Source organism: Achromobacter sp. AONIH1, assembly GCF_002902905.1.
Taxonomy (GTDB): domain Bacteria; phylum Pseudomonadota; class Gammaproteobacteria; order Burkholderiales; family Burkholderiaceae_B; genus Achromobacter.
On the sequence record NZ_CP026124.1, the window covers coordinates 824216 to 847338 of the forward strand.

Genomic DNA, 23123 nt, shown 5'->3' on the forward strand with positions numbered 1-23123 from the left:
GCCGGGCAAGCCCGGAAAAGACGTCATTTCCCTTGCGACAGCTCCCTTGAACGGAAAACGGAATCTCGATGTCCGCCGATGCCACCAGCCTTCTTGCCCGCGTCCGCCTCCTAATGGTCGGATCCGACAGCGCGTGCGCGACGCAGGATGAACGCTTGCCCAGGCGGTACTTCGCACTGTGCATTGCGCTCTATGTCTGCTATCTGCTGGCCATGCAGCCTGCGCTATTGCTCGACGGCGAAATGTGGGCCGAAATGGCCACCAACTACTATGCGAACGCGCAGGCGCCATCGCTGGTCGCACGCCTCATGTCGACCGACGCCGGCTATATCCCCTTGCCACAGCGCCTCCTCGCCTTGCTGTTTCATGCCCTGGCGCTACCCGCCTCCAGCATTCCATACGCCTACAGCTGGACCGCGATCCTGCTCACCGCGGCCATGGTGGGGAGCTTCTGCCTAGGTCCGTTCCGACGCGTCGTGCAAAGCGACGGCCTGCGCCTGCTGGTCGCGTTGAGTGTCCTCGCCCTGGCGGACTACGAGACTCGCACGTTCATCAACTTTACGTATTTTGCGGCTTTCTTCATCTTGATCCTGTCGGCACTGGCGCTGGTCAGTGACAAGATGGATGCTCCGCCCGGATGGGCATGGCTCACCCCGGTTCTCATGATATCGAAACCGGCCGTCGTGGCGACATTGCCCGGCCTGCTGCTGGCCGCGATATTGGGAAGAGGCCGGCGCTATCGATGGCTTGCGGCAGCATCCGTGGTCGCCTGCTGCGCGCAGGCGGCGCAGATGCTGCTTAGCCGCGCCAATGGCGCCTTCGCCACGCCGACCACCACAAGCCTGCCAGAAAAACTGTACATCGGTATCGAGTACGCATTTGGCTACCTGGGCGTATTCACGAGCGGCCGGCCAATGCGCGCCGGATTCCTCCATCCGGGCATGTATGGCATGGCGATCGCCGCGTTGCTGGTCGCGCTCATCCTGTTCCGCAAGCGCCGTGCAAATGCCCTGATTCCGATCGGCGGCCTGGCCATTGTCTTCACCACGCTCCTGAATGCGCTGGCGTTCGGCGATAGCTGGACCGCCGATCTGCCTCATCTGGCAAGTTCGTCCATCTACCGGCACGTCATCGTCATTTTCTTCGGCGTCACCCTCATCATGGCGGGCCTGTTCGCCAATATCTTGCCGACCGCCCCCCCAAGCAGCGGACCGCGGCGCCACGCGGCGCCAGCCTTGTTCGCATGCTGGCTGATCGCGGCTGGCTGGACATCCCAGGCAGGCCGCTTGAATCAGCAGCCGCAATTCCCGACGATCAACGCTTCATACTGGCAGGCCCAGTCCTACCGGATCGATAGCGGCGCCCCCGTCTGCGTGCCTATCAATCCAATCGGGTGGGCATACCTGCGCGGCTGCTCGCCGTTGGTCCAGGAACTGTCCTGGGGCGGGCATTCCCTGAATTTTCAACCCATCTCCTTCTCCTCCGGGATGGGTCGTCTGACGATCCCCATACCCGAAGCCGCCTTGAACGGTCGCGGCATCCAAGCCCTGGCCATTGCCGTAAAGCCGACAGTGGCACGGGAACAACCGTTCGCCGCGCGCATAGTGCTGACGCTGAAAGACGAAAGCGTGCGCTATCTAACTGGCGCGATGCGTCTCAAACCCGCTGGCGCGCTGCTGTTGATCGACGCGTCCCCCCCTGTCCTGGCGAACCAGATCGCGGCGGCGGAACTGCAAACGGATGTGCCCGTGGAAGTGGCGCGGAAGGCGCCTTCCGGGGACGCTCCGCCAGCCCTTATTTGGTTCGGCCAGTGAACGGGAGTGGCGTCATGGGGGGCAGCCAGAAACCGCGTCGAGCTTTCCCGCAACCGTGGGATTGCTCGCGTCTGCGCCAGCCCACGCACATGACGGTACATTCACTTCTCCACTAAAATAGACGCCTTTTCGCCAGGATTCGCCCACATCGCGGCCCGGCCTGCCCCTCAATCCGGAGCGAACATTTCGTGCAGATCATTATCCCCATGTCCGGTTTTGGCGAACGATTCCGGCGGGCCGGCTATTCGCTTCCCAAGCCACTGATCCCCATCGACGGAAAACCGATCATCGCCCACGTGATCGACATGTTCCCGGGAGAGACGGATTTTCTGTTTATCTGCAACCAGGACCATCTCGACAACCCGGACTACGCGGTGCGAGCCACGCTTGAACGCTATTGTCCCACCGGCCGTGTCGTGGGCATCCCGTCCCACAAGCTGGGCCCGGTTCATGCCGTCCGCCTGGCTGAGCATTTGATCCGTGACGACTCGCCCGTCGTCGTGAATTACTGCGACTTCACCTGCTATTGGGATTGGCCGCAGTTTGTGCGCTTCACGTCCGAAACCGGCTGCGCGGGAGCGATTCCCGCCTATAAGGGATTCCATCCACACACGCTTGGCAGCACCAACTACGCCTACATGCGCGAGCAGGACGGCTGGGTGCTCGACATCCAGGAAAAACAGCCATACACGCAGAACCGCATGGAGGAGTTCGCTTCCAGCGGTACCTACTATTTCCGGAATGGCGCCCTGATGAAGCGCGCATTCAAGGAAACCGTGGATCTCCAGCTACACGTCAACGGAGAATACTATGTGAGCCTGGCATACCGCCCCTTGCTGGCTCAGTCCATGCCTGTCGCCGTGTACGCCCTGCAGCATTTCATGCAGTGGGGAACGCCTCAGGACGTGGCCGAATACAACGGCTGGTCTCGCGCGTTCCGCACGCTCGCCGAACCCGCGCAGCCGCCGCTGCCGCCACGAGGAAGCATGGTGATGCCCATGGCAGGGCTGGGAAAGCGTTTCGCGGATGAAGGCTACGCCGCTACGAAACCGCTTATCCCCGTATCAGGCAGGCCCATGGTGGAGCAGGCAGCCCATGATCTGCCCCCGTCCCGGCATCACGCGTTTGTCTTGCGGCGGGACATGCCCGGCCACGCGGCAATCAGCGCGCAGCTCGCGCACGTCTATCCGGGCGCCGTCATCTCCACCATCGACGCAGTCACCGAAGGCCAGGCATGCACCGCGCTGATCGGCCTGGATGCCTTGCAGCAGGCGATCGCGGACGCGTCGGGGCCGATTACTTTCGCCGCTTGCGACAACGGCATGTTATATGACGCACAGGCTTTTGATCGCCTGCTGGAAGCGCCTGACGTAGACATTATCGTCTGGGCGGCACGCGGCCATGCCAACGCCGTCCGTCATCCCAAAATGTTTGGCTGGATCGATGCGCCCGACGACCGCATCCGCGCCATTTCAGTCAAGGAACCGCTGGGTTCTCCGGAAACGGATCCGATCGTCATCGGCAATTTCACGTTCCGACACGCGCAGGATTTTCAGCGGGTCGTGGCCAGGCTGCTGGCTCGGGATGGTCGGGTGAACGGCGAGTTCTACCTGGACTCGACGATCAATGATGCCATCGCCCTGGGGCTGCGCTGCCAGGTCTTTACCGTCGATCACCTGCTCTCCTGGGGAACGCCGAACGACTTGCGAACCTTCGAGTACTGGCAGTCCTGCTTCCATAAATGGGCATCGCATCCCTATCGCCTTGAGAACGATGGCCGCGTCCCCGCGGAAGCCGTACCGCTGCTGGCTCGACAATACCGCAAGATCGATCCGCCGTTGCCGGGCCCGCGGCCATGATGAAGAAGGAACTGCCCGTATTCCTGGTGGTGGGCGGACTGACCGTCGCGGTCGACTTTCTTGTCTATCATGCCCTGCTGGCATGGAGCCCGATGCCTGTCGGTTGGTCCAAGGCCATCGGTTTCATGGCGGGCACGGCGTTCGCCTATGTGGCCAACCGATACTGGACATTCAACCATCAGGCACATCCGACAGGCAGTCACTGGCGTTTCATGGCGCTCTATGCCGCCACGCTCGGCGCTAACGTGGTGATCAACACCCTGACGCTCAAGCATCTGCCTGCATCGCAACAGATGGTACAGGTGGCGTTCGTCGCGGCAACCGGCGTATCGGCCGTACTGAATTTCATCGGCATGAAATTCTTCGTTTTTCGGATGCGAGTGTCCGACGGATCTCTATGAAACTATCCCTGGTCATCCCCTGCTACAACGAAGCAGCCAACCTGCCGTTGTTGCTTGAACGCTGCAAGGCGCTGACGGCACGGTCGGACGCCGAAGTCATTCTGGTCGATAACGGCTCCACCGACAACAGCCCCGACGTGCTGGCCGCCTTGCTGCCCTCATACCCTGGATGCCGCAGCGTCCGCGTCGAACGCAATCAGGGCTATGGCTACGGCATTCTTCAGGGATTGCGCGCCGCCCAGGGCGAAATCCTCGCCTGGACCCACGCGGACATGCAGACAGACCCCCATGACGCCGTCAAGGGTCTGGCGCTATTTGAAGCGCACGGTGCCGGCTTGTTCGTCAAAGGCCGCCGATACGGCCGCCCGGTGGCGGACGTTTTCTTCACGATCGGCATGAGCCTGTTCGAAACGTTGCTGCTGCGAACCCGCCTGTGGGACATCAATGCACAGCCCACCATGTTTCATCGGGATTTCTTCGCCAGTTGGGACCGGCCGCCGCACGATTTTTCCCTGGATTTGTACGCCTATTACCTGGCGCGAAGCCGGGGTCTGGCTGTAAAGCGCTTCCCGGTACGCTTCGGCGAACGCGCGCACGGAACGTCCCATTGGAATGTCAATTGGGCCGCCAAGAGAAAATTCATCAAACGCACAATCGCGTTCAGCCTGGAACTGAAGAGGTCCACCAAGCCATGATCTTTATCGCTCATCGCCGCAATACGCTGGAAGAACTGAACACGACGCCGGTCGAGTATGGGATAGAGGTCGATATCCGCAGCCGCGGCGAAAACCTCATCATCCACCATGATGCGCTGGTTCCGGGCGGAGATTTCCTTGAGTGGATCGCGGCGTACCGACACGGCACGCTGATCTTGAATGTCAAGGAAGAGGGACTGGAGGCGCGCCTGCTTTCCGTAATGGACTCGCATGGCATCACCGATTTCTTCTTCCTCGACCAGTCATTTCCGTTTCTCGTGAAATGGGCCAAGGCGGGCGAGCAGCGCTGCGCCGTCCGCGTATCCGAATTCGAATCCATCGATACCGCGCTCAGTCTCGCGGGCAAAGTCGATTGGGTCTGGGTGGATTGCTTCACGCGCTTTCCGTTGAGCGGGGACGAGGCGCGCCGCCTGCAAGACGCCGGTTTCCGCCTCTGCATCGTTTCGCCCGAGTTGCAGGGACGCAATGCTGAAACGGAAATTCCGGCCTATGCGGCCTTGCTCACCGAACGCGGCATTGCCGCCCAAGCCGTATGCACCAAGCGCCCCGATCTTTGGAAAATCGCACTTGGCCTGCAATGAAGACGCTGCTCGTTCACCCACTGTTTCTGATCGGCATCGCAATCCGATTGGCCATCGTCGCCGGCGCGATCTCGCAGCCGGTCGTGGATTGGTACGCGCCCTTTCTGTCCACCAGCGTTTCGCAATGGAACATGGACCCCTGGGGAGTATGGCTTGCCCACGGAGGAAGCCCGGCGGCTTTTCCGTATGGCTATGTCATGTGGCTGGTCTTTCTGCCGCTCACGCTGCTGGGCAAGCTCGTGGGCATGGCGCCGGAGCACGCCTACGCGCTGACACTAGGGCTGGTTGACGTCGCCCTGCTGGCAGTGCTGCGGCGTCTGCTCCCCGGCCGCGACCGCATGCTCCTCCTGGTTTACTGGTTTTCTCCGATCACGCTGGTCGCCACCTACTGGCTTGGGTACAACGATCTGGTGCCCGTCGCCCTGCGACGCTGACCCTCTACTGCATCCGCCATCAAAAGAACTGGACGGCAGGCCTGGCACTTGCCGCTGCCATCTCAGCCAAGCTGAGCATGGCGGCTGCGCTGCCCTTCTTCCTGATCTATTTTCAGCACAATCGTCCTCACCGCAAGTTTCTTCCCGATTTCGCCAAGGCCTTCGCCTTGGGCGCCACCCTTTTTCTCCTGCCGTTCGTCCTGCTATCCAGCGACGGGCTGGCCATGATCCAATCCAACCCGGAAGTCACCAAGATCTATCGCCTAGCCGTTCCGATCGGCGAGAACATCACCGTATACCTGGTGCCGCTTGTCCATCTGCTCATACTCTACGCGGCCTGGCGCGTCCGCCGCCTGAATTTCGATCTGTTGTGCGCCATTCTGTGCATCGCTTTCCTCTTGATCGTGCTCATGACGCCCGCCGCGCCTGGCTGGTTCGTCTGGGTTCTGCCGCTGCTGGTCATCTACCAGGCTCGTAGCGATCGCATCGCACGAGCGCTGGTCTGCCTGTTTTCATTTCTCTATCTCGGCACCAGCCTGCTTGCCGAATACGCCGCACAGAGTTCGCTGGCGACGTTGATCGGTGCTCCACTGACAAACATGCTGCCACGCGGCCTCTCCATACTGCATACCACCCTGGTGGCAACGGGCCTGGTGTTGGCCGCCAGAATCTGGCGGGAGGGAGTGAGCCGGAATGACTTCTTCCGCTTGAGCCGACGCCCGTTCGTACTGGGAATCGCCGGAGACTCCGGCGCCGGCAAAGACACATACTCCGATGCACTGACGGATCTGTTTGGCACGCACTCGGTCGCCAAGCTGTCTGGAGACGACTACCACCTGTGGGATCGACAAAAACCCATGTGGCAGGTCATGACTCATTTGAATCCAAGAGCCAACGACCTGGAAGCCTTTGCGAACGATCTCGTAGCATTAAGCGACGGCAAGCCCATTCAATCACGGCACTACGATCATCAGACCGGACGGATGAGCAAACCGTTCAAGATCAAAAGCAATGACTTCATCTTTGCCAGCGGCCTGCATGCACTGTATCTGCCGATCCTGCGCAATTGCTATAGCCTGAGCGTCTACCTCGACATTGACGAAGATCTGCGTCGCTACCTGAAACTCAAGCGCGACGTGGAAGTGCGCGGCCATACACGCGAGCGCGTCCTGGGTTCATTCGAACGCCGTGAACCAGATTCCGCCAAGTTCATCCGTCCGCAGGCCGCCCATGCGGATTTGCTTTTCTCGCTCAAGCCGATACACCCGCGCATGCTGACCGAGACATCGGACAGGCATCCCTTGCGCTTGAAGCTCGTGGCACGCTCCAGACTCGGTTTGAGTGAAACCTCGCTGGCCAGGGCTCTCATCGGTGTTTGTGGCCTGCACGTAGATATGGTGACCAGCGCAGACGGCGCGGAAATCGTTCTAACCATCGAAGGCGAGACGACAGGCAAGGACATCGAGCTGGCGGCACAGATAATCTGCCCGGAAATCTTCGAATTCCTCGACACTTCTGCGAAATGGGCGAATGGCGTAGGAGGCCTCATGCAGCTGATCACGCTCGCACATATTCAGCAAGCCTTGACGACACGCTTCATATGATGAAAATCTACGCACCCGATCGGTTCGATCGCCTTCCTGACGCAATTCTGTTCGACACGGATAACACGCTCTATCCGTACGATCCGGCCCATGCGGCCGCGCAACAGGCCGTGCGCGAGAAAGTCTCGACGACTTTCTCGATCCGACCTGAAGAATTCGACACAGCGTTCAAGCAGGCCCGGGATGAAGTCAAATCCCGCTTGCAGCACACCGCGTCCTCGCACAGCCGTTTGTTGTATCTGCAACGCATGCTGGAGATCATGGGCTTGGGGTCACAAGTGCTTCTTGCGCTGGATTTTGAACAAACCTATTGGCGCACCTTCCTCAGCAATGCCATCTTGTTTGATGACGTCAAAGAACTTCTGGATGACCTGCGCCTGCTCGGCATTCCGACTGCCATCGTTACGGATCTAACGGCGCAGATCCAGTTTCGCAAGGTCGTCTATTTTGGCTTGGACCAGTACTTCGATTACATCGTCACCAGCGAAGAAGCGGGTTTCGACAAGCCGCACCCGGCGCCGTTCACCATTGCGCTGGAAAAGATGCGTCCCAAAGGCAACACGATTTGGATGATCGGCGACAATCCAGTCAATGACATTCGAGGGGGCCGCGAGACGATCAATGCAGTTACTTTGCAGAAGATCCACCCCGGCACCCCTCTAGGCGAAGGCGAAAACGCCCCGGAAGCGTCTTTCAGCAGTTTTTCGGCGTTACGCCGTCTCGTCGCTCAACTGGGGCAAAAGCAATCATGACTTCCCCAAATACCTCTTTGCATGCCGCTATCGTGGACTTCTGCGCCAGAATCGGCCGGGACCGGCTTTTGGTCCAGGGTGCAGGCGGCAATGTTTCGTACAAGAGCAATGGCGCGCTGTGGATAAAGGCCTCCGGTACCTGGCTAGCCGACGCTGCCAGCCAGGAAATTTTCGTGCCCGTCGACCTGGCTCATCTCCAATCGGCCATCGCACGGGATGATTTCGAAGTATCGCCAATCTCCCGCGACGTCGATGCACGGTTGCGCCCATCGATAGAAACGCTGCTGCACGCCCTCTTGCCCCATGCTGTCGTCGCCCATCTGCACGAGATCAACGCCCTGGTCCATCTGGTCCAAAAAGACTGCGAAATGCTGCTGCAAGAACGACTGGGCGATTCTTGTGAATGGGTGCTGGTGGACTATCACAAGCCTGGCGCCCCGTTGGCTGTCGCTGTGGCGCGTCAGTTGAAAGACCGGCCCGGCGCAGACGTCGTATTCCTGCGCAATCACGGCGTGGTCATCGGCGCAAGAACGGTTGAAGAAGCGGACAGGCTGCTATCTCTGCTCACGACGCAGCTACGCACGAAGGCCCACGATATTGGGCTGCCTTGTGTCGCCCCGCCGTCCCATGACGTGGAGGCCATGAAAAACCAGTCCTACATTCTGCTGCAGGACGAGGCATTGACCGAACTGGTCCACGACCGCGATCTGTATGCCCGACTGGACAATTCCTGGGCGCTGTATCCAGATCACGTCGTATTCCTAGGCCCCATCGCCCAGACATATGACTCCGTTGCCGATTGCTTGGGCCGCATGCCGCAGCATCGGGACCTCGGCTATCCCATTTTCATACGCGACGTCGGCGTCTTCGTGCCCGAGGCGTTCAACCGCGCCCGACATGAGCAGTTGAGGTGCTACTACGACGTACTGGCGCGGCTGACACCGGATGCCATCACTACGACCTTGTCCAGGACCGACATCGCCTCCCTGCTGAATTGGGATGCGGAGCGCTATCGCATCGGGCACGCAAAATGACACAGCAAGCGTCTATGCCCTTCTCACCCCCCGCTACACATAGGTCGCCCATCAACTGGCTAGCCATTGCCTGCTACGCAGGCTGCGCCGCCATCGTGCTGCTCCTGTTTTACGAGAATTTTCTCTTTTCGGAAAAATTGGGGCGCCTCGCATCGAGAACGGTGGACGATCTTGCTTTTCAACTCGCCTTGCGAGACGCGCATACGTCCATAGCCTCCGGACAGTTTTCCAAACTCTGGATCCTAAATTATTATGCCTATGGCTGGCTTTACTGGGCGCCACTCGCCTGGATAACCTATCCGCTATATCTGATCTCGTCCTATTTCGGTATCGACTGGCCGCTGATTGTCGTGCCACGCCAGGTCTCTCTTCTATTCGCGCTGGGAGGCGCCTACTTTCTGCGCAAGATCGTCAAGCGATTCACGCAAAACGAAGCGATCTGCGCCACAGCCGCCCTCATTTATCTGTTATTTCCTGCCATCGCCTTTTTTTCCATGCGATTCGGCACCGTCACAGAGATTTCGTTCCTGTCGATCCTGAGCGCGTATCTGCTGTTGCGCGACAAAGCATCATCATTCCGGGCCTTGGCGCCTGCAGTGATAGTCCTTGCCGCGGCTGGGGCCGTCAAGCTCAGCGGGCTGCTCATCGCTCCATTCCTGTTTCTGATCATCGTCAGGCGTCTCATCGGAAAACCTGTCTGGCACATGCTAGGCACTCTGTTCGCGTTGGGCTCATTGTTCGTCGCAACACTGATCCTTTTGACTAATCCGGCGCTTCTGGCAGCCCCATTTCATCCCCAGATTCTGCATGACTATTTGGGAGTGTTAAAGCACCACATGCAGGTAACGCAAGTCAGCGGCCTGAACATCAGCCCCTGGCGCCGCTTCTATGAGGCTACTTTCCATTCGTGGCTCAATGCCACCGCGATGTTTTTGCTGAGGCTCGGCCTGGTCGTTCACACCCGCCATAGCGTCTCAAGGCGCTTCGAATGTTTGGCTGCGCTGATTACCCTCGCGGTCGTCATGGCCTATTTGATATTCGGCATCAAATCCGAAGTCAGCGCCGGCTCCTATTTCACCGCGGTCTCTTTCCTTATTGCTATCGGCGTGATCGGTTGGCAGCGGTCGGCGGGAGGCGCAGCCGTCCTATTCCTGATCGTCGCACTGCTGGTAAGTGACGTCGCCTTGAGAGTGCAACGACAAACTGCCATGACCGCCATGGCGGAGTTTCCCTGGAACCACGCGACTTATCTGGTCCAGTCTCTGCGCTCGAAGCCGATCAATAAACGTGCCGATTTCATAGAAAACTGCATTGCCGCCGACGCCGGCAGCCAGCCGATAAGCCAGATTTTCTACGACTACGAAGTAGCCCCCCCGTTCAACGCCTTATCCATGCCCAACACCTGCTTTTCAGTAGCGTGGGGCGACCTGTCGCCCGCGGGCACGTACTGTGACAGATCCAATCCTATCCAGTACATTTTGCTGAGTCTGACTGCTCCCGGCTTTATGGACGAGGCGGCATTCAACAAACGAATAGCTGGCTTGGAGCCGAGCGTAGTCCAGCGGATGCAACAAGACCGCAGTACGCGCACGACGTTGGCCGAGCAAGGATTGTTTGGCGACCAGAAGTTCGTCCGTTTATGCAGCGGCGCGGATGTCGCGATCTTCAAGGCCAAGCCATAGATCTGGCTGTCGACGGGTCAAGCGCGACAACGTCGTCGCGTTTTCCCGTTGCCTTTCAGATACAACCTGTTGGCCTGTAAATCGCCTTTCCATGTCCACCACGCAAAGGAATTTTCAATGATCCACTCAACCGCCATCATTTCTCCCGAAGCCAAGCTTGGCAGCAACGTTTCCATTGGCCCTTACTCCATCATCTACCCCAACACCGTCATTGGCGACAACACCACAATCGGCTCTCACTGTGAGATCGGCCATCCGACGCCCCTGGCCCAGGGAGTCCCGCTGACTCTGGGAGCCGGCAGCCTGATCCGTTCGCACAGCATCTTCTACGAAGGCTCGACGTTTGGCGAAAAGTTGGTCACCGGCCACCGCGTCACCGCACGCGAAGCAACCCGGGCCGGCGTGAACTTCCAGATTGGCACGCTTTGCGACATCCAAGGCCATTGCTCCATCGGAGACTACGTCCGCTTTCACAGCAATGTACACATCGGGCAGCATTCCACCATCGGCAATTTCGTCTGGATCTTCCCCTATGTGGTGCTGACCAATGATCCTCATCCTCCCAGCGAAGTGATGTCGGGAGCGACGGTGCAAGACTATGCTGCCATCGCCACCATGTCGATCTTGCTACCGGGCGTTACGGTCGGCAAGGGCGCTCTGGTGGGAGCCCACAGCTCGGTCAACCGGGATGTCGCAGCGGATACCGTGGTCGCCGGCAGCCCGGCCAAGTTCATTTGCGAAACCAGCAAGGTCAAACTCAAAGATGGCTCCGGCAATGCCGCCTATCCTTGGCGCAAGCACTTCCATCGCGGCTATCCCGAAGAAGTGGTCACCGCCTGGCTGAACGAATTCAGCCCTCCTGCGTCCAACTAGACAATGCCGTCAGCGCGGCTGGCTTGCGCTTCGATCCAACTCCGGAACCGGGGCTTCCCAGCCGCCCGCCGACCATGGAGACGGAAATGTTCGGATCAAACATGTCCAAGAATAAATCGGTCTCAAAACAGTAATTTTTGACTATTGTTGGACGGAATCTACACGGTTGCGCTGGATATACTTGGCGATCTTTCATTGCCCTTGCCAGCCTGTCGATCGCATAGCCGGCAGTCATGCCTCCCCTGGCCCAGTGAGAACCAAGATCGTAGCGGGAAACCCCGCCCGCAACCTCCGCCAAACATGACAAAACCGCCAATTCTTCGTCGCTTGGGCAACAAGCTGATTGCCACCGATGAACTCGTCGCACGGTTCGACAGCGCCGGAATCCAGCTTGAGGACCTGCAGTCCCGACTGGAGGCGACCGAGCAGATTTCCCTCAAGCTGGACACCCGGACCGAAGCGCTTGCCAGCGAATTGCAGCGAGAGCAACAGGCGTTACGCGCCATGGTTGCACAATTCAACGATCAGCTGAAAGCGAACGAAATACACGGAATTCAGTTACACAAACGCGTTGAACAATTGCAGGAACAACTGCTCGCAATCCGCGCGGACCTGGGTCAATTGCCGTCCTACGCCCAGCTCAACGCGAACCTGGCCGCCCTGCCCGACCGGTTCAAGCAAGATTGCGTGGACCTGCTTCAGTACCACGTCGAACATGACCAGGCGCCCCGCCTGCGCCCGCCCATACGGCCACGGAAGAACGAAGAGCCCGTGATCGACAAGATCGCGTTCCTGGTCCACTCGAAGGAATTGCTGAACCATTTCTCATGTATCTGGGATGCACTGCCCCAGGACAGCTTCGACGTGCTGCTGCACGGCGAAGCCGATTTACCGGCCGGGGAAGCCTTTGCTCCCTGGCATTGCCAGGTCTTCCATACGACGGACATACTCGGCAAGAAGCTCAAGTATCGATATCTGGTGTCGAATCATCCCGTCGACACCTCGGGCGAACCGTTGATCAAGCGACTGGCCCAGGTCAACGTGCGTTTCATGTACGCTGCGGGAAAATCAGGCTGGAACCTCTCCAGCTGGAATGCCCTGTACGACGTCATTCTTTGCTTTGGCCCTTATCACGCGGGGTATTTCTCCCGGCACACCAAGGCAACCATCGTGCAGATCGGGTACCCGCGGCTGGACCGTTACTTCACGTCGCCGTCGGATGCCGCCGCGTTGTCATCCTCGCTCGGATGCGCCCCGGACAAGAAAACCGTCGTCTGGCTGCCCACGCACGGCGCCGTCTCGTCCCTAGGCCATTTCAACGAGGAAATCGCCGCCCTGACAGAGCGCTACAACGTGCTGGTCAAGGTGCATCCATTGACGCCCCGCTCTGATCCCGCCGCGATTGACGCCCTGTCGCAGCTGCCCTTCACGCGATTGATCGTGGACTCGACCGACAACCTGCCGCTCTACCAGATCGCGGACTACATGCTGTTCGACTACGGCGGCCCGCCGTTGGCCGGCATTTACACGAACAAGAAAATGATCTTGTTGAACATCCCGGGAGCCGAGCAGGACGCGCTGATCGGCCGACACTCTCCAGATGCCTTGCTGCGCAACTACATCATCGCGGTTGAGCCGCAGATGCAGGCCATCGCCGGGTTGCTGGAAAACGACTCGGTCTGGGATCAACAAGCGCAAATGCGCAGCGATCTGCGCAGCCTCTATTTCGCTCCGTATTTTGGCTTCTCCACCCAGGTCGCGGCGCAAACATTACTGAACCTGGATCGCGTTCTGGAATAGCCCAGGGAACCTGGCCTGCGCCATTCTGATTGCGCGGCCCTGCATGGAGAGCATTTCATGGTCATATGGTTGATCGGCCTGTCCGGCTCCGGCAAGACCACGCTAGGCAAGGAGATCGCGCGCCTCTGGCGTGGCCTCGCTGCCAATACGGTCCTGCTTGACGGCGACGAATTGCGGCGCGTCTTCGCGCATGACCAGACCGATGCCGCCTATTCGGTCGAAGGGCGACGAGCCAACGCCGAACGCATGACCGCGCTATGCGAAATGCTCGATCGCCAAGGAATCAATGTCGTGTGCTGCATCCTGTCCCTCTTCCCCGACATGCGCACGCAGAACCGCGAGCGGTTCAGCCGCTACTTTGAGGTATTCATGGATGCAAGCATGGAAGCGCTGCTACGGCGCGACACCAAGGGCTTGTACCAAGATGCACTGACAGGCGCGCGCCCCAATGTGGTCGGCGTCGATATTCCCTTTCCGCGACCAGAAACGGCCGACCTCACGATTTCCACATCGGGACCAGAGCCGGACATGACACAACTGGCCCGGCACGTGCTGGGCAAGGCCGGCATCGCATGACGCCCACCGATACCCCGCAATATCCCTACGATCGCGGCGCACTGCTGGACGAGCGCAATACCTACTCCTACACCCGCTTTGAAGGACGGGAGTTTCTATGCGCCTGGCGTTCAGCCCGACAGAACTGCGGCCTGGAGACAACTCCGCGCGCCACAAGGTCGGATGTGGTTTCGTGCCCGACCCATTCGCTATTGGCTCGCCTGACACGGCAACTGGCGCATGCACCGGACGCCTCGGCTTACGCAACCCTGGACCGCCTGCTGCAAAGGTTCGAGGTTTCAAAACGCCTACACGGACAATACGACGCCTCGTGGCGCCCTACGGACCCTGAGGACTTCAGGGATCTGGAACGATATCTATTGTTCGCCGAAGCGCTGGTTCTGGGCTACGAACGGACGCAACGCCTGCAATATCTGAACGCTCTGCTGAAATGCATGGACACGCTTTCCGCGTACATAGGCGCCCTGGACGTTGATCAGATGAACAGGCTACGCCAACTGCTGAGACATGAACGCGACGCTATCGCCGCCTTGAGCGCACGCCTGCAAGTGACACTCCCATGATCCTGGACGACGTACTGCTGCTCGCCGCGCCGACCAGCCGCTCTCAAGCCTACCTCCAGGCGCTCGTGGCGCATGACATGCTGCCCGGGCATGTGGTGCTGATGGGCGACCAACGCCCCAAGCCCAACCCCTCCCTGCCGGTCCTGGAACCCGCGATCGTCGACCTGTTGCTGCCCAGGTTGGACGAACCCTTGCTGCAGACCTGCGCGACGTCAGGCATTTCCCATGAAACCTGCGATGCCCGCAACGTCAACGACGCGGCAATCGCGGACATCATCCGTTCCATCCAGCCGCGCGTGGTCATTTATTCCGGCTTTGGCGGTCAAATCGTGGGGGAAGCCATCCTCTCGCTCGGACCACGGTTCCTGCATATGCACTCCGGGGATATACCAACGTACCGAGGCAGCACGACGCTGTACTATGCGCTCCTGAACGGCGACCACCCGACAGTGACGGCACTGTTCCTGGATCCCCGCATAGACACGGGCCCCATCGTGGCTCGTCGGACGTACCCCAAGCCTCCGGCCGGAGCCGACATCGATCACCAGTATGACTCGGCAATCCGGGCGGACCTGCTTCTGCGCGTGATGCGAACTCGGCTTCTGGCCAACGGCATGATCGACGCGCAGCCGCAACCCCAAGTCGAAGATCCGCCCTACTACGTGATACACCCCGTGCTCAAGCACCTTGCCGTCCTCTCCCTTGAATCACGGCCCGACCATGCCTGAAACCCGCACGTCTCATGATGCCGCGCACGCCCGGCTGTTCACATTCGGCAGCAAGGCGGAAACCCTGCAAACCCTCAAGGGCAGGCTCACGCAGGCCACCGTGCCCGACAGCTACTTTTTCTCGATCCAGGAGTGGCAAGCTTCCAGGCCGCGGATCCTGCAGCGTATCCGCGACCAATTCCAAGGCGCGAAGCTGGCCGTGCGTAGCAGCGCGTTGATCGAGGATGGCGCCAACGAATCGATGGCAGGCGCCTTCCTCAGCCTGCAACATGTCAATGGCGCGAGCCCCGGCGACGTGACCGACGCCATCACCCGCGTCATGCAATCCATGACCGGCAACCCCCAGGACCAAGTGCTCGTGCAGCCGATGATCGAGGACATCGCGGTCAACGGCGTCATCATGACGTATGACATGGTGCATGGCACGCCCTACTACTGCATCGATTTCGACGACGAGAGCGGCAGGACCGACACCATCACAGGCGGCAGCGTCATCAACAAGGGGCTTTTCGTCTACCGTCACGCCGAACCTGGCTTGCTGCGCTCTCCCCGCATTCTGCGCTTCCTGCAATTGGCGAAAGAACTGGAATCCCTGTGCGCATGCCTCGCACTGGACATCGAATTCGGCCTGGATCGCACGGGAAAACTCTATCTGTTCCAAGTCCGCCGGATGGCTAGGGCCCGACACTGGCATCCCGTTACCGAACGCCGCGTCGCCCGACAGCTGGAGTTCGTCGAGCGCTTTGTCCAGGAATGCTCCCTGCCTCGTGAAGGCGTGGTCGGCGAGCGGACGATTCTGGCCATCATGCCCGATTGGAATCCAGCGGAGCTGATCGGCACAACGCCGCAACCACTGTCATCTTCTCTCTATAGAACGCTCATTACCCGCAGCACCTGGCGCGAAGCGCGCGCCGAGATGGGCTACCAGGAGCTGGGTGATGGCGAACTCATGTATCTCATCAACAGCCATCCATATATTGACGTGCGGATGAGCTTCAACTCTTTCCTGCCTGAGGGCCTGGACCGCGACACGGGCGGCAAGCTCGTGAGCGCCTGGATGAACCGGCTGGAGTCTTGCCCGGAACTACACGACAAGATTGAATTTGACATCGTTCCGACATGCCTGGATTTCTGCTTCGAACATGATTTCTCGGAGCGCTATCCAAACATTCTCTCGACCGCAGAACGTGAACAGTACACGCAGGCGCTGCGCATCCTGACCAGAAACGCGATCGGGCCGAAGCAGGACTCCACACTGGACCGGGCCCTGGAACTCGCCGCACAACTGGACGCGCTACGGCTGACTGATGTGAATCACGCGGAACCGCATGCCTTCCTGGTCCGTGCCAGTCACTTGTTGAAGGCCTGCCGCCGTCTCGGCGTAAAACCATTCGCGGTTGCTGCCAGGCATGCGTTCATTGCCGAGGCGCTGTTGCGTTCTGCGGTGCGTCGCAATGGCTTGCGGCAGGAGCGCCTGGATGAGTTCAAGCGCAGCATACGCACCATCACTGGCAACATCGTCAACGAGTACTCACAGGTCTGTCATGGCGAGATCTCCCGGGAGGACTTCCTGACACGCTATGGACACCTGCGTCCCGGCACCTACGAGATCACTTCGCTGCGATATGACGAACGAGACGATCTGTTCCACGATCAGGCGCCACAACTTGCTCATTCAACGACGCCCGTTTTCTCCATGAACGAGGATGAATGCACTGCGATCGACGGATTGCTGCGCGAATGCGGGCTCGATGTTCTGAATTCACGACAGCTGCTGGCCTACGCCGCCCGCGCCATTGCGGCGCGGGAGCAGATCAAGTTCATCTTTTCCAGAACACTGTCCAATGCGCTCTCCGACCTGGTGTCCTGGGGTGAGAAAATCGGCTTGTCGCGTGAAGATCTCTCATTCCTGGACTGGGCTTCTATCGAGTCCAGTCTCACGGTACCGCCCATGGACTTTCTGGATCGCCACTATCTGGCGCAGGTCGCGGCCTCGCGCATCCAGATGGAAGCCGCACATGAGTTCAAGCTTGCTCATATCATTTTCAGCGTTCGGGATATCTATGTCGCAACACTGAATCGCAGCATCCCCAATTTCGTGGGCACAGGGGCGGCGTCCGGACGCATCGTGAAGCTGACTGCCGAGATGTCTGCGCGTGTGAACATCCAGGGCATGATCGTCTGTATCGAGAACGCAGACCCGGGATTCGACTGGATCTTTACCCAACACCCGGCAGCGCTGGTCACCCGTTTCGGCGGCGCCAACTCGCACATGGCGATACGCTGCGCGGAATTCGGCCTTCCCGCTGCCATAGGCTGCGGGGACAGTCTCTACGCGCGGCTGACGCAAGCTGGCGCAGCGGAACTGAACTGCGCAGAGAAGATTCTTAGGCCCTTGCATGCAAAATGAACGCCGCCTCGGCATTACCATGCGCATCGTGCACGCCGAAAACTATCGTGAACCGCGCGACGCACTGGCCCAGGACTGGCACAGGTTCATGGCGGTGGCTCTGCCTGGCCTGGTCTGGCTGCCTGTACCCAATCTGGGACCGGAAGATTCCCGGCGCTTCTGCGAGCGTTGGCGGCTGGATGGCTTGATTCTGTCAGGAGGCGAAGACATCGGCGCCGCGCCCTTGCGCGATGCCACCGAACTGGCCCTCCTGGATTGGGCCGAGTCACAAGGCATGCCCGTGCTCGGCATTTGCCGCGGCCTGCAGTTGATGGTGTATCGCGCAGGCGTCGACAACATCCCCGTACCCGGACACATCGCAACGCGCCATGGTATCCAGGGTCGATATAGCGGCGAAGTGAACAGCTTTCACAGCAAGGCGCCGGCTACTTGCCCTGCCGGCTATCAGGTTCTTGCCACCGCCGATGACGGCACTCTGGAAGGACTCGCCCACGAGCGCCTGCGATGGGAGGGCTGGATGTGGCATCCAGAACGCGAATCTACGCCTGATCCAAGAGATCTTGCCAGTATCAGGAGGCTGTTTGCATGAAGGCTATCATTCTCGCGGCTGGCCGCGGCAGCCGCATGGGCGGCTTGACGGATACGCAACCCAAAGGGCTCGTGAGCTTGCGAGGCAAGCCGCTGCTTGAATGGCAGTTGGCGTCGCTGCGGGCGGCTGGCATCCATGAAATCGCGCTAGTCACCGGCTACCGACACGAAGCCTTGTCCCCTTACGGCCTGCCCATGTTTCACAATCCCGACTGGCGGCGAACCAATATGGTGACGTCGCTGGCATGCGCTCGCGAATGGCTGCAGGCAGAAGCCTGCATCGTGAGCTATTCCGATATTTTCTACGAAGCAAACGCTGTCCGTAAACTCATGGACAGCGACGCAGCCCTCGCACTGACATACGATCCGGACTGGCTGCGACTATGGCAGGCGCGCTTTGATTGCCCGCTGTCGGACGCTGAAACGTTCCGCGTGTCCGATGGCGGCAGGCTGCTGGAAATTGGCAGCAAGCCTTCAAGCGTGGAAGAAGTCCAAGGCCAATACATGGGATTATTACGATTCACGCCCGCCGGTTGGGCCATGCTTGAGCGCTTGCGGGCCAGCTTGGACGATTCTGAGCGCGATTCACTGCATATGACCGGCGCCATCCAAAGGGCGTTGGCGCTGGACGCGCTGCCCATTGCAGCGATCCCCTATACGGGGAAATGGGGCGAAGTCGATTCCGCAAGCGATCTCGCCCTGTACGAGTCCCTCGCACTTCCTTAGCCTGACCAACGAGAATACGCTGCCGTGCGGCAGCGCCTATTCCTTCGGGCAAGACCGCAGAAAATGGCGGCTCACCGCGTCAATTCACCCCAGCTGCGTGCGCCTGCTCGTCCGCATGGTACGAAGACCGCACCATCGCCCCCACCGCCGCATGCGAGAACCCCATCGCATAGGCCTCGCGCTCGAACATCGCGAAGGTGTCCGGATGCACGTAGCGCAGCACCGGCAGATGGTGCTCCGACGGCTGCAGGTACTGGCCGATGGTCAGCATGTCCACGTTGTGCTCGCGCATGTCGCGCATCACCTGCAGGATTTCCTCGTCGGTCTCGCCCAGGCCCAGCATCAGGCCGGACTTGGTCGGCACCTCGGGATGCAGCTTCTTGAACTCGGCCAGCAGCTTCAGCGAGTGCAGGTAGTCCGAACCCGGACGAGCCTGCTTGTACAGGCGCGGCACGGTTTCCAGGTTGTGGTTCATGACGTCTGGAGGACCGGCGTTCAGGATGGTCAGCGCGCGGTCCAGGCGGCCGCGGAAGTCGGGCACCAGCACCTCGATGCGGGTGGTCGGCGACAGTTCGCGGATATGCGTGATGCAATCGACGAAATGGCCGGCGCCGCCGTCGCGCAGGTCGTCCCGGTCGACCGAGGTGATGACCACGTAGGACAGCTTCATCGCGGCGATGGTGCGCGCGAGGTTCTCGGGTTCCTTGGGGTCCAGCGGATCGGGACGTCCGTGGCCCACGTCACAGAAGGGGCAGCGACGCGTGCACTTGTCGCCCATGATCATGAACGTGGCCGTGCCCTTGCCGAAGCATTCGCCGATGTTGGGGCAGGACGCTTCCTCGCAGACCGTGTGCAGGTTGTGCTCGCGCAGGATGCGCTTGATGTCGTAGAAGCGCGAGCCGGGCGCGGCGGCCTTGACGCGGATCCATTCCGGCTTCTTCAGGCGTTCGGCCGGAACGATCTTGATCGGAATGCGCGCGGTCTTGGCCTGCGACTTCTGCTTTTGCGTCGGATCGTAGGCCGCGGCGGAAGCGGCGGCGGATTCGTCCGAGGGGACAGGGGACTCGACAAGCGTGGACATGAGGCACCTTCATGACCGGCGCACCCAGGCGCCCGGTCCGAGACAAAAAAGGGCATTTTACCCTTCATGGACCAGGTCCGCCCGCCCCGGGGTCGCCCGTCTGAGTCTGCCAGTCTGGGGCCGCACGTATCAGGCCGCCCCCAGCAGCGTCTGGGTTATCGTCACGCCTGTCTTTTTCCAGAATCCGCCCATGCCCGCCTTGCCCCGCCCCGTCGCCCTGATCGCCCCCCGCCTGGATACGGGGCCGACGGCGCAAGTCGTGCAGGCCTGCGCCTGCGTACTGGCCGAGACCGGTCATTACCTGGCTGCCGGTCCCTGGCACGAGCCGGCTGGCCTGCCCCGGCTGCATGCGCTGGCGCCGGCGGCGGTCCTGTGCATCGGGCCGGCGGACGATCCGGGCCTGCGCGCCGCGCTGGCGTCGCTGGAAATCCCCATCGTGGAAACCTGGGCCACGCCCGCCGGGCCGCTGGACAGCGCCGTGCTGTACGCCAACATCGATACCGGCCGCCTGGCCGCCCGCCATTTCGCCGATAGAAACTATGCACGCGTAGCTTGCGTCAGCGCCGACACGCCCTGGGAACGCGAGCGCCGGCAGGGCTTCATCGAAACGGCTCGGTCGCTGGGCCTGGAACTGGCGGCCGATATCATCCAGCCCGAGGCCTGCCAGCCGAACGACGGCCGAATGGCCTTCCTGCGGCTCCTGGCCACCAACACCCTGTTCGACGCCGTGTTCGCCAGCTCGGATCTGCTCGCTGCCGGGGCCGTGTCCGAAGCCCACCACCGCGATCTGCATGTGCCGCAGGATGTCGCGGTGCTGGGCGTGTCGGAGGACGGCAGCGCGGCCCAATGGGCGCCGGGCCTGAGCACGCTCACGGCCAGCGCGGCGGAGCTGGGCCGGCGCGCCGGCCTGCTGCTGCTGGAACGGCTGGCGGGCGATCGCGGACCGGGCGCGCGCGTCGTGCTGGAAGCGGTCCTGGAAGCGCGGCTCAGCACCTGAACGCTGCAGGCAGGCGCACCGACGGCGAGGCAGGCACGAAGCAAGCGGCGTGACCGCCCTTGGTTCGGCCACGCGAAACGCTCCGCGTGCCGCGCAAAGTCGCCGGACGGAACCGGACTACGCGCCCTTGACGGCGGGCTCGCCGTAGCGCGCCGCAACGCCCATTTCCCGCAACATGGCGTCCGCTTCGCGCAGGAAAACCGCCGTGGCGGTCTGAGGCACGCGGTCCAGCCAAGCCTCGGCCTCGTCGCGCTGGCCGCGTTGCAGCAGCAGCCGACCCAGATGGAACATGCCCCGGAAATCCCCGCCCTCGGCAGCGCGCCGGTAGCAATCGAACGCCTGCTCCAGGTCCCGCGGCACGACGGTCCCGGCCTCGTGGAAACGCCCCACCACGCCGATGGACTTCACATGGCCGGACTGCGCCGCGCGCTGGTACAGGGCCAACGCGGCAGCCGGATCCTGCGCCACGCCGCCGCGGCCATCGCGCAGCATGTGGGCATAGTTGTACATGCCCCAGTCCAGGCCGCGATCAGCGGCCAGCCGGAACCAGTAGGCGGCCACGGTCTCGTCGCGCGCCACGCCCCAGCCATTCTCGTAGCAGCGGCCCACCATGTTGATGGACATGAGGTGATCGGCCTGCGCGGCGCGTTTGAACCAGCCCAGCGCGGCCTCGGGATCGCGCGCCATGCCATGACCGTCGAGCAGCATCTGGCCCAGGATGGCTTGGGCCTCCAGCAGCCCCAGGTCGGCGGCGGCCTGGATCCAGGCGGCGTAGGCCTCTGACGGACCGGCGCGCAGCGCAGCCAGCTGCGCGGGAGTGGTGGCGGAGATGTCCGCCGCGGTGATGGATTTCATGTCGGACGAGAAGGATCTGGCGGGAAAACGGATGGCGAACGCTGCGTCTGAACTGGCGTTCAGACGGGACTACAGGCGGGTTCGCCGCCGACCGCCGTGGGCCGTGCGCGGCGCCAGGCGGCAACCAGATTGCGCGCCAGCGCCTCGCCCACGTCCGCCAGCTCGCGGCGCACGCCGCAGGCCGCCATGTCGACGGTGCGCAGGCCGGCGTAGCCGCAGGGATTGATGCCCAGGAAGGGCGCCAGGTCCATGTCCACGTTCAGCGACACCCCGTGATAGGCGCGGCCGTTGCGGATCTTGATGCCCAGCGCGGCGATCTTGGCCAGCTCGCCGCCGCCATCGGGATCCGGCACATACACGCCCGGCGCGCCGGGCTTGCGGCAGGCGCCCGCCACGCCGGCCTCGGCCAGCGTGTCGATGACCGCGCCCTCGAGCAGCGTGACGTATTCCTTGACGTACATGTCGACGCGCCGCAGGTCGAACAGCGCATAGGCCATGACCTGGCCCGGGCCGTGATACGTGACCTGCCCGCCCCGGTCGCAATGCACGATGGGGATGCCGGCGGGATTGAGCACATGCCCGGGCGAGCCCGCCTGCCCCAGCGTGTAGACCGGCGCGTGCTCGCAAAGCCAGATCTCGTCCGGCGTGTCGGCGCCGCGCAGGTTGGTGTAATCCTGCATGTCGCGCCAGACCGACAGGTAGTCGGCCGGACTCGCGAGCCACTTGATCACAGCCATGCCGGCCTAGATGACGATCGACACCATGGGGTGGCCATGCAGCGCGCGGTACAGCGCGTCGAGCTGTTCGCGCGAGGTGGCGCGCACGGTGAAGGTCAGGCCCATGTAGTTGCCGCCCTTGCTGGGCCGCATCTCGACGGTGGCGGCGTCAAAGCCCGGGTCGAACTGCAGCACCAGCTCGGTCAGCGTCTGGGCCAGCTCGGGATGCTGCTTGCCCATGACCTTGATGGGAAAGTCGCTGGGGTACTCGATGAGGGATTCTTCGGGCGGGATGTGCATGATGGAAGCCTGATGTGAAACCCACCCGCGTAG

23 protein-coding genes are annotated in these 23123 nt (G+C 61.2%); 19 read left to right on the top strand and 4 right to left on the bottom strand.

The window, feature by feature from the left end:
* Window positions 1–68 precede the first annotated feature (68 nt).
* The 18 genes from C2U31_RS03765 to C2U31_RS03845 all read left to right on the top strand — a co-directional run bounded on the left by C2U31_RS03765 (window position 69) and on the right by C2U31_RS03845 (window position 19141).
* Entirely contained in the window at window positions 69–1814 is a 1746-nt protein-coding gene (locus C2U31_RS03765; protein WP_103271622.1) for a hypothetical protein, read from the top strand.
* Between the two features lie 188 nt (window positions 1815–2002).
* Window positions 2003–3673 (top strand): NTP transferase domain-containing protein, encoded by a 1671-nt coding sequence (locus C2U31_RS03770; protein ID WP_103271623.1) that lies wholly within the window; start codon window positions 2003–2005, stop codon window positions 3671–3673.
* Window positions 3670–4074, top strand: coding sequence for a GtrA family protein (locus C2U31_RS03775; protein WP_103271624.1), 405 nt, complete (start codon window positions 3670–3672; stop codon window positions 4072–4074). Before C2U31_RS03770 ends, C2U31_RS03775 begins: the two co-directional genes overlap by 4 nt.
* The gene (locus C2U31_RS03780; protein WP_103271625.1) at window positions 4071–4769 is read left to right on the top strand and encodes a glycosyltransferase family 2 protein; all 699 of its coding nucleotides are present in this window, start codon (window positions 4071–4073) and stop codon (window positions 4767–4769) included. Before C2U31_RS03775 ends, C2U31_RS03780 begins: the two co-directional genes overlap by 4 nt.
* Window positions 4766–5371, top strand: coding sequence for a phosphatidylinositol-specific phospholipase C/glycerophosphodiester phosphodiesterase family protein (locus tag C2U31_RS03785; RefSeq protein ID WP_103271626.1), 606 nt, complete (start codon window positions 4766–4768; stop codon window positions 5369–5371). Before C2U31_RS03780 ends, C2U31_RS03785 begins: the two co-directional genes overlap by 4 nt.
* On the top strand, window positions 5368–5805 hold the full coding sequence (locus tag C2U31_RS30735) for a hypothetical protein (protein ID WP_199770944.1): 438 nt from the start codon (window positions 5368–5370) through the stop codon (window positions 5803–5805). The genes C2U31_RS03785 and C2U31_RS30735 overlap by 4 nt, the downstream gene beginning before the upstream one ends.
* A gap of 77 nt (window positions 5806–5882) precedes the next feature.
* Window positions 5883–7409: a uridine kinase gene (locus tag C2U31_RS03790; protein WP_199770945.1), complete on the top strand. Its 1527-nt coding sequence runs from the start codon at window positions 5883–5885 to the stop codon at window positions 7407–7409.
* Window positions 7406–8161, top strand: a complete 756-nt coding sequence (locus tag C2U31_RS03795) for an HAD family hydrolase (protein ID WP_199770946.1) — start codon at window positions 7406–7408, stop codon at window positions 8159–8161. The genes C2U31_RS03790 and C2U31_RS03795 overlap by 4 nt, the downstream gene beginning before the upstream one ends.
* Window positions 8158–9195, top strand: coding sequence for a class II aldolase/adducin family protein (locus tag C2U31_RS03800; RefSeq protein ID WP_103271627.1), 1038 nt, complete (start codon window positions 8158–8160; stop codon window positions 9193–9195). The genes C2U31_RS03795 and C2U31_RS03800 overlap by 4 nt, the downstream gene beginning before the upstream one ends.
* Before the next feature lie 14 nt (window positions 9196–9209).
* The gene (locus C2U31_RS03805; protein WP_158658304.1) at window positions 9210–10877 is read left to right on the top strand and encodes a hypothetical protein; all 1668 of its coding nucleotides are present in this window, start codon (window positions 9210–9212) and stop codon (window positions 10875–10877) included.
* A 117-nt stretch (window positions 10878–10994) separates the two neighbouring features.
* Entirely contained in the window at window positions 10995–11750 is a 756-nt protein-coding gene (locus C2U31_RS03810; protein WP_103271629.1) for an acyltransferase, read from the top strand.
* A 327-nt stretch (window positions 11751–12077) separates the two neighbouring features.
* The gene (locus tag C2U31_RS03815; RefSeq protein WP_158658305.1) at window positions 12078–13550 is read left to right on the top strand and encodes a CDP-glycerol glycerophosphotransferase family protein; all 1473 of its coding nucleotides are present in this window, start codon (window positions 12078–12080) and stop codon (window positions 13548–13550) included.
* A 57-nt stretch (window positions 13551–13607) separates the two neighbouring features.
* On the top strand, window positions 13608–14126 hold the full coding sequence (locus C2U31_RS03820) for an adenylyl-sulfate kinase (RefSeq protein WP_103271631.1): 519 nt from the start codon (window positions 13608–13610) through the stop codon (window positions 14124–14126).
* The gene (locus C2U31_RS30440) at window positions 14123–14689 is read left to right on the top strand and encodes a hypothetical protein (RefSeq protein ID WP_158658306.1); all 567 of its coding nucleotides are present in this window, start codon (window positions 14123–14125) and stop codon (window positions 14687–14689) included. The genes C2U31_RS03820 and C2U31_RS30440 overlap by 4 nt, the downstream gene beginning before the upstream one ends.
* Complete coding sequence (locus C2U31_RS03830) at window positions 14686–15417, top strand: formyltransferase family protein (protein WP_103271633.1); 732 nt, start codon at window positions 14686–14688, stop codon at window positions 15415–15417. The genes C2U31_RS30440 and C2U31_RS03830 overlap by 4 nt, the downstream gene beginning before the upstream one ends.
* Window positions 15410–17827 carry a PEP-utilizing enzyme gene (locus C2U31_RS03835; RefSeq protein WP_103271634.1) on the top strand — a complete coding sequence of 806 codons (2418 nt, stop codon included), beginning with the start codon at window positions 15410–15412 and terminating at the stop codon, window positions 17825–17827. The genes C2U31_RS03830 and C2U31_RS03835 overlap by 8 nt, the downstream gene beginning before the upstream one ends.
* The gene (locus C2U31_RS03840) at window positions 17817–18416 is read left to right on the top strand and encodes a gamma-glutamyl-gamma-aminobutyrate hydrolase family protein (RefSeq protein ID WP_103271635.1); all 600 of its coding nucleotides are present in this window, start codon (window positions 17817–17819) and stop codon (window positions 18414–18416) included. Before C2U31_RS03835 ends, C2U31_RS03840 begins: the two co-directional genes overlap by 11 nt.
* A complete protein-coding gene (locus C2U31_RS03845) occupies window positions 18413–19141 on the top strand; it encodes an NTP transferase domain-containing protein (RefSeq protein ID WP_103271636.1) in 729 nt (242 codons plus the stop codon). Before C2U31_RS03840 ends, C2U31_RS03845 begins: the two co-directional genes overlap by 4 nt.
* Before the next feature lie 79 nt (window positions 19142–19220).
* On the opposite strand, the gene lipA is transcribed toward C2U31_RS03845, so the two are convergent.
* A complete protein-coding gene (gene lipA, locus C2U31_RS03850; protein ID WP_103271637.1) occupies window positions 19221–20222 on the bottom strand; it encodes a lipoyl synthase in 1002 nt (333 codons plus the stop codon).
* A 190-nt stretch (window positions 20223–20412) separates the two neighbouring features.
* On the opposite strand from lipA, the gene C2U31_RS03855 reads away from it, so the two are divergent.
* Window positions 20413–21219, top strand: a complete 807-nt coding sequence (locus tag C2U31_RS03855; RefSeq protein ID WP_103271638.1) for a LacI family DNA-binding transcriptional regulator — start codon at window positions 20413–20415, stop codon at window positions 21217–21219.
* Window positions 21220–21336: 117 nt separating this feature from the next.
* Here the strand turns inward: C2U31_RS03855 and C2U31_RS03860 are convergent, their stop codons facing one another.
* The 3 genes from C2U31_RS03860 to C2U31_RS03870 are packed head-to-tail and all read right to left on the bottom strand — an operon-like array spanning window position 21337 to window position 23090.
* On the bottom strand, window positions 21337–22074 hold the full coding sequence (locus C2U31_RS03860; protein ID WP_103271639.1) for a tetratricopeptide repeat protein: 738 nt from the start codon (window positions 22072–22074) through the stop codon (window positions 21337–21339).
* A 59-nt stretch (window positions 22075–22133) separates the two neighbouring features.
* The gene (gene lipB / locus C2U31_RS03865) at window positions 22134–22805 is read right to left on the bottom strand and encodes a lipoyl(octanoyl) transferase LipB (RefSeq protein WP_103271640.1); all 672 of its coding nucleotides are present in this window, start codon (window positions 22803–22805) and stop codon (window positions 22134–22136) included.
* Window positions 22806–22817: 12 nt separating this feature from the next.
* The gene (locus C2U31_RS03870) at window positions 22818–23090 is read right to left on the bottom strand and encodes a YbeD family protein (RefSeq protein WP_103271641.1); all 273 of its coding nucleotides are present in this window, start codon (window positions 23088–23090) and stop codon (window positions 22818–22820) included.
* Between the last annotated feature and the right edge of the window lie 33 nt (window positions 23091–23123).

Bases quoted from the DNA above. Each gene is read 5' to 3' on its own strand.
- C2U31_RS03820 (WP_103271631.1), top strand. From the start codon at position 13,608: ATGGTCATATGGTTGATCGGCCTGTCCGGCTCCGGCAAGACCACGCTA.
- C2U31_RS03785 (WP_103271626.1), top strand. From the start codon at position 4,766: ATGATCTTTATCGCTCATCGCCGCAATACGCTGGAAGAACTGAACACG.
- C2U31_RS03780 (WP_103271625.1), top strand. From the start codon at position 4,071: ATGAAACTATCCCTGGTCATCCCCTGCTACAACGAAGCAGCCAACCTG.
- C2U31_RS03845 (WP_103271636.1), top strand. From the start codon at position 18,413: ATGAAGGCTATCATTCTCGCGGCTGGCCGCGGCAGCCGCATGGGCGGC.
- C2U31_RS03870 (WP_103271641.1), bottom strand. From the start codon at position 23,090: ATGCACATCCCGCCCGAAGAATCCCTCATCGAGTACCCCAGCGACTTT.
- C2U31_RS03795 (WP_199770946.1), top strand. From the start codon at position 7,406: ATGATGAAAATCTACGCACCCGATCGGTTCGATCGCCTTCCTGACGCA.
- C2U31_RS03860 (WP_103271639.1), bottom strand. From the start codon at position 22,074: ATGAAATCCATCACCGCGGCGGACATCTCCGCCACCACTCCCGCGCAG.
- C2U31_RS03805 (WP_158658304.1), top strand. From the start codon at position 9,210: ATGCCCTTCTCACCCCCCGCTACACATAGGTCGCCCATCAACTGGCTA.
- C2U31_RS03800 (WP_103271627.1), top strand. From the start codon at position 8,158: ATGACTTCCCCAAATACCTCTTTGCATGCCGCTATCGTGGACTTCTGC.
- C2U31_RS03830 (WP_103271633.1), top strand. From the start codon at position 14,686: ATGATCCTGGACGACGTACTGCTGCTCGCCGCGCCGACCAGCCGCTCT.
- C2U31_RS03855 (WP_103271638.1), top strand. From the start codon at position 20,413: ATGCCCGCCTTGCCCCGCCCCGTCGCCCTGATCGCCCCCCGCCTGGAT.
- C2U31_RS03835 (WP_103271634.1), top strand. From the start codon at position 15,410: ATGCCTGAAACCCGCACGTCTCATGATGCCGCGCACGCCCGGCTGTTC.
- C2U31_RS30440 (WP_158658306.1), top strand. From the start codon at position 14,123: ATGACGCCCACCGATACCCCGCAATATCCCTACGATCGCGGCGCACTG.
- C2U31_RS03840 (WP_103271635.1), top strand. From the start codon at position 17,817: ATGCAAAATGAACGCCGCCTCGGCATTACCATGCGCATCGTGCACGCC.
- lipA (WP_103271637.1), bottom strand. From the start codon at position 20,222: ATGTCCACGCTTGTCGAGTCCCCTGTCCCCTCGGACGAATCCGCCGCC.
- C2U31_RS03790 (WP_199770945.1), top strand. From the start codon at position 5,883: ATGGCGGCTGCGCTGCCCTTCTTCCTGATCTATTTTCAGCACAATCGT.
- C2U31_RS30735 (WP_199770944.1), top strand. From the start codon at position 5,368: ATGAAGACGCTGCTCGTTCACCCACTGTTTCTGATCGGCATCGCAATC.
- C2U31_RS03775 (WP_103271624.1), top strand. From the start codon at position 3,670: ATGATGAAGAAGGAACTGCCCGTATTCCTGGTGGTGGGCGGACTGACC.
- C2U31_RS03810 (WP_103271629.1), top strand. From the start codon at position 10,995: ATGATCCACTCAACCGCCATCATTTCTCCCGAAGCCAAGCTTGGCAGC.
- C2U31_RS03765 (WP_103271622.1), top strand. From the start codon at position 69: ATGTCCGCCGATGCCACCAGCCTTCTTGCCCGCGTCCGCCTCCTAATG.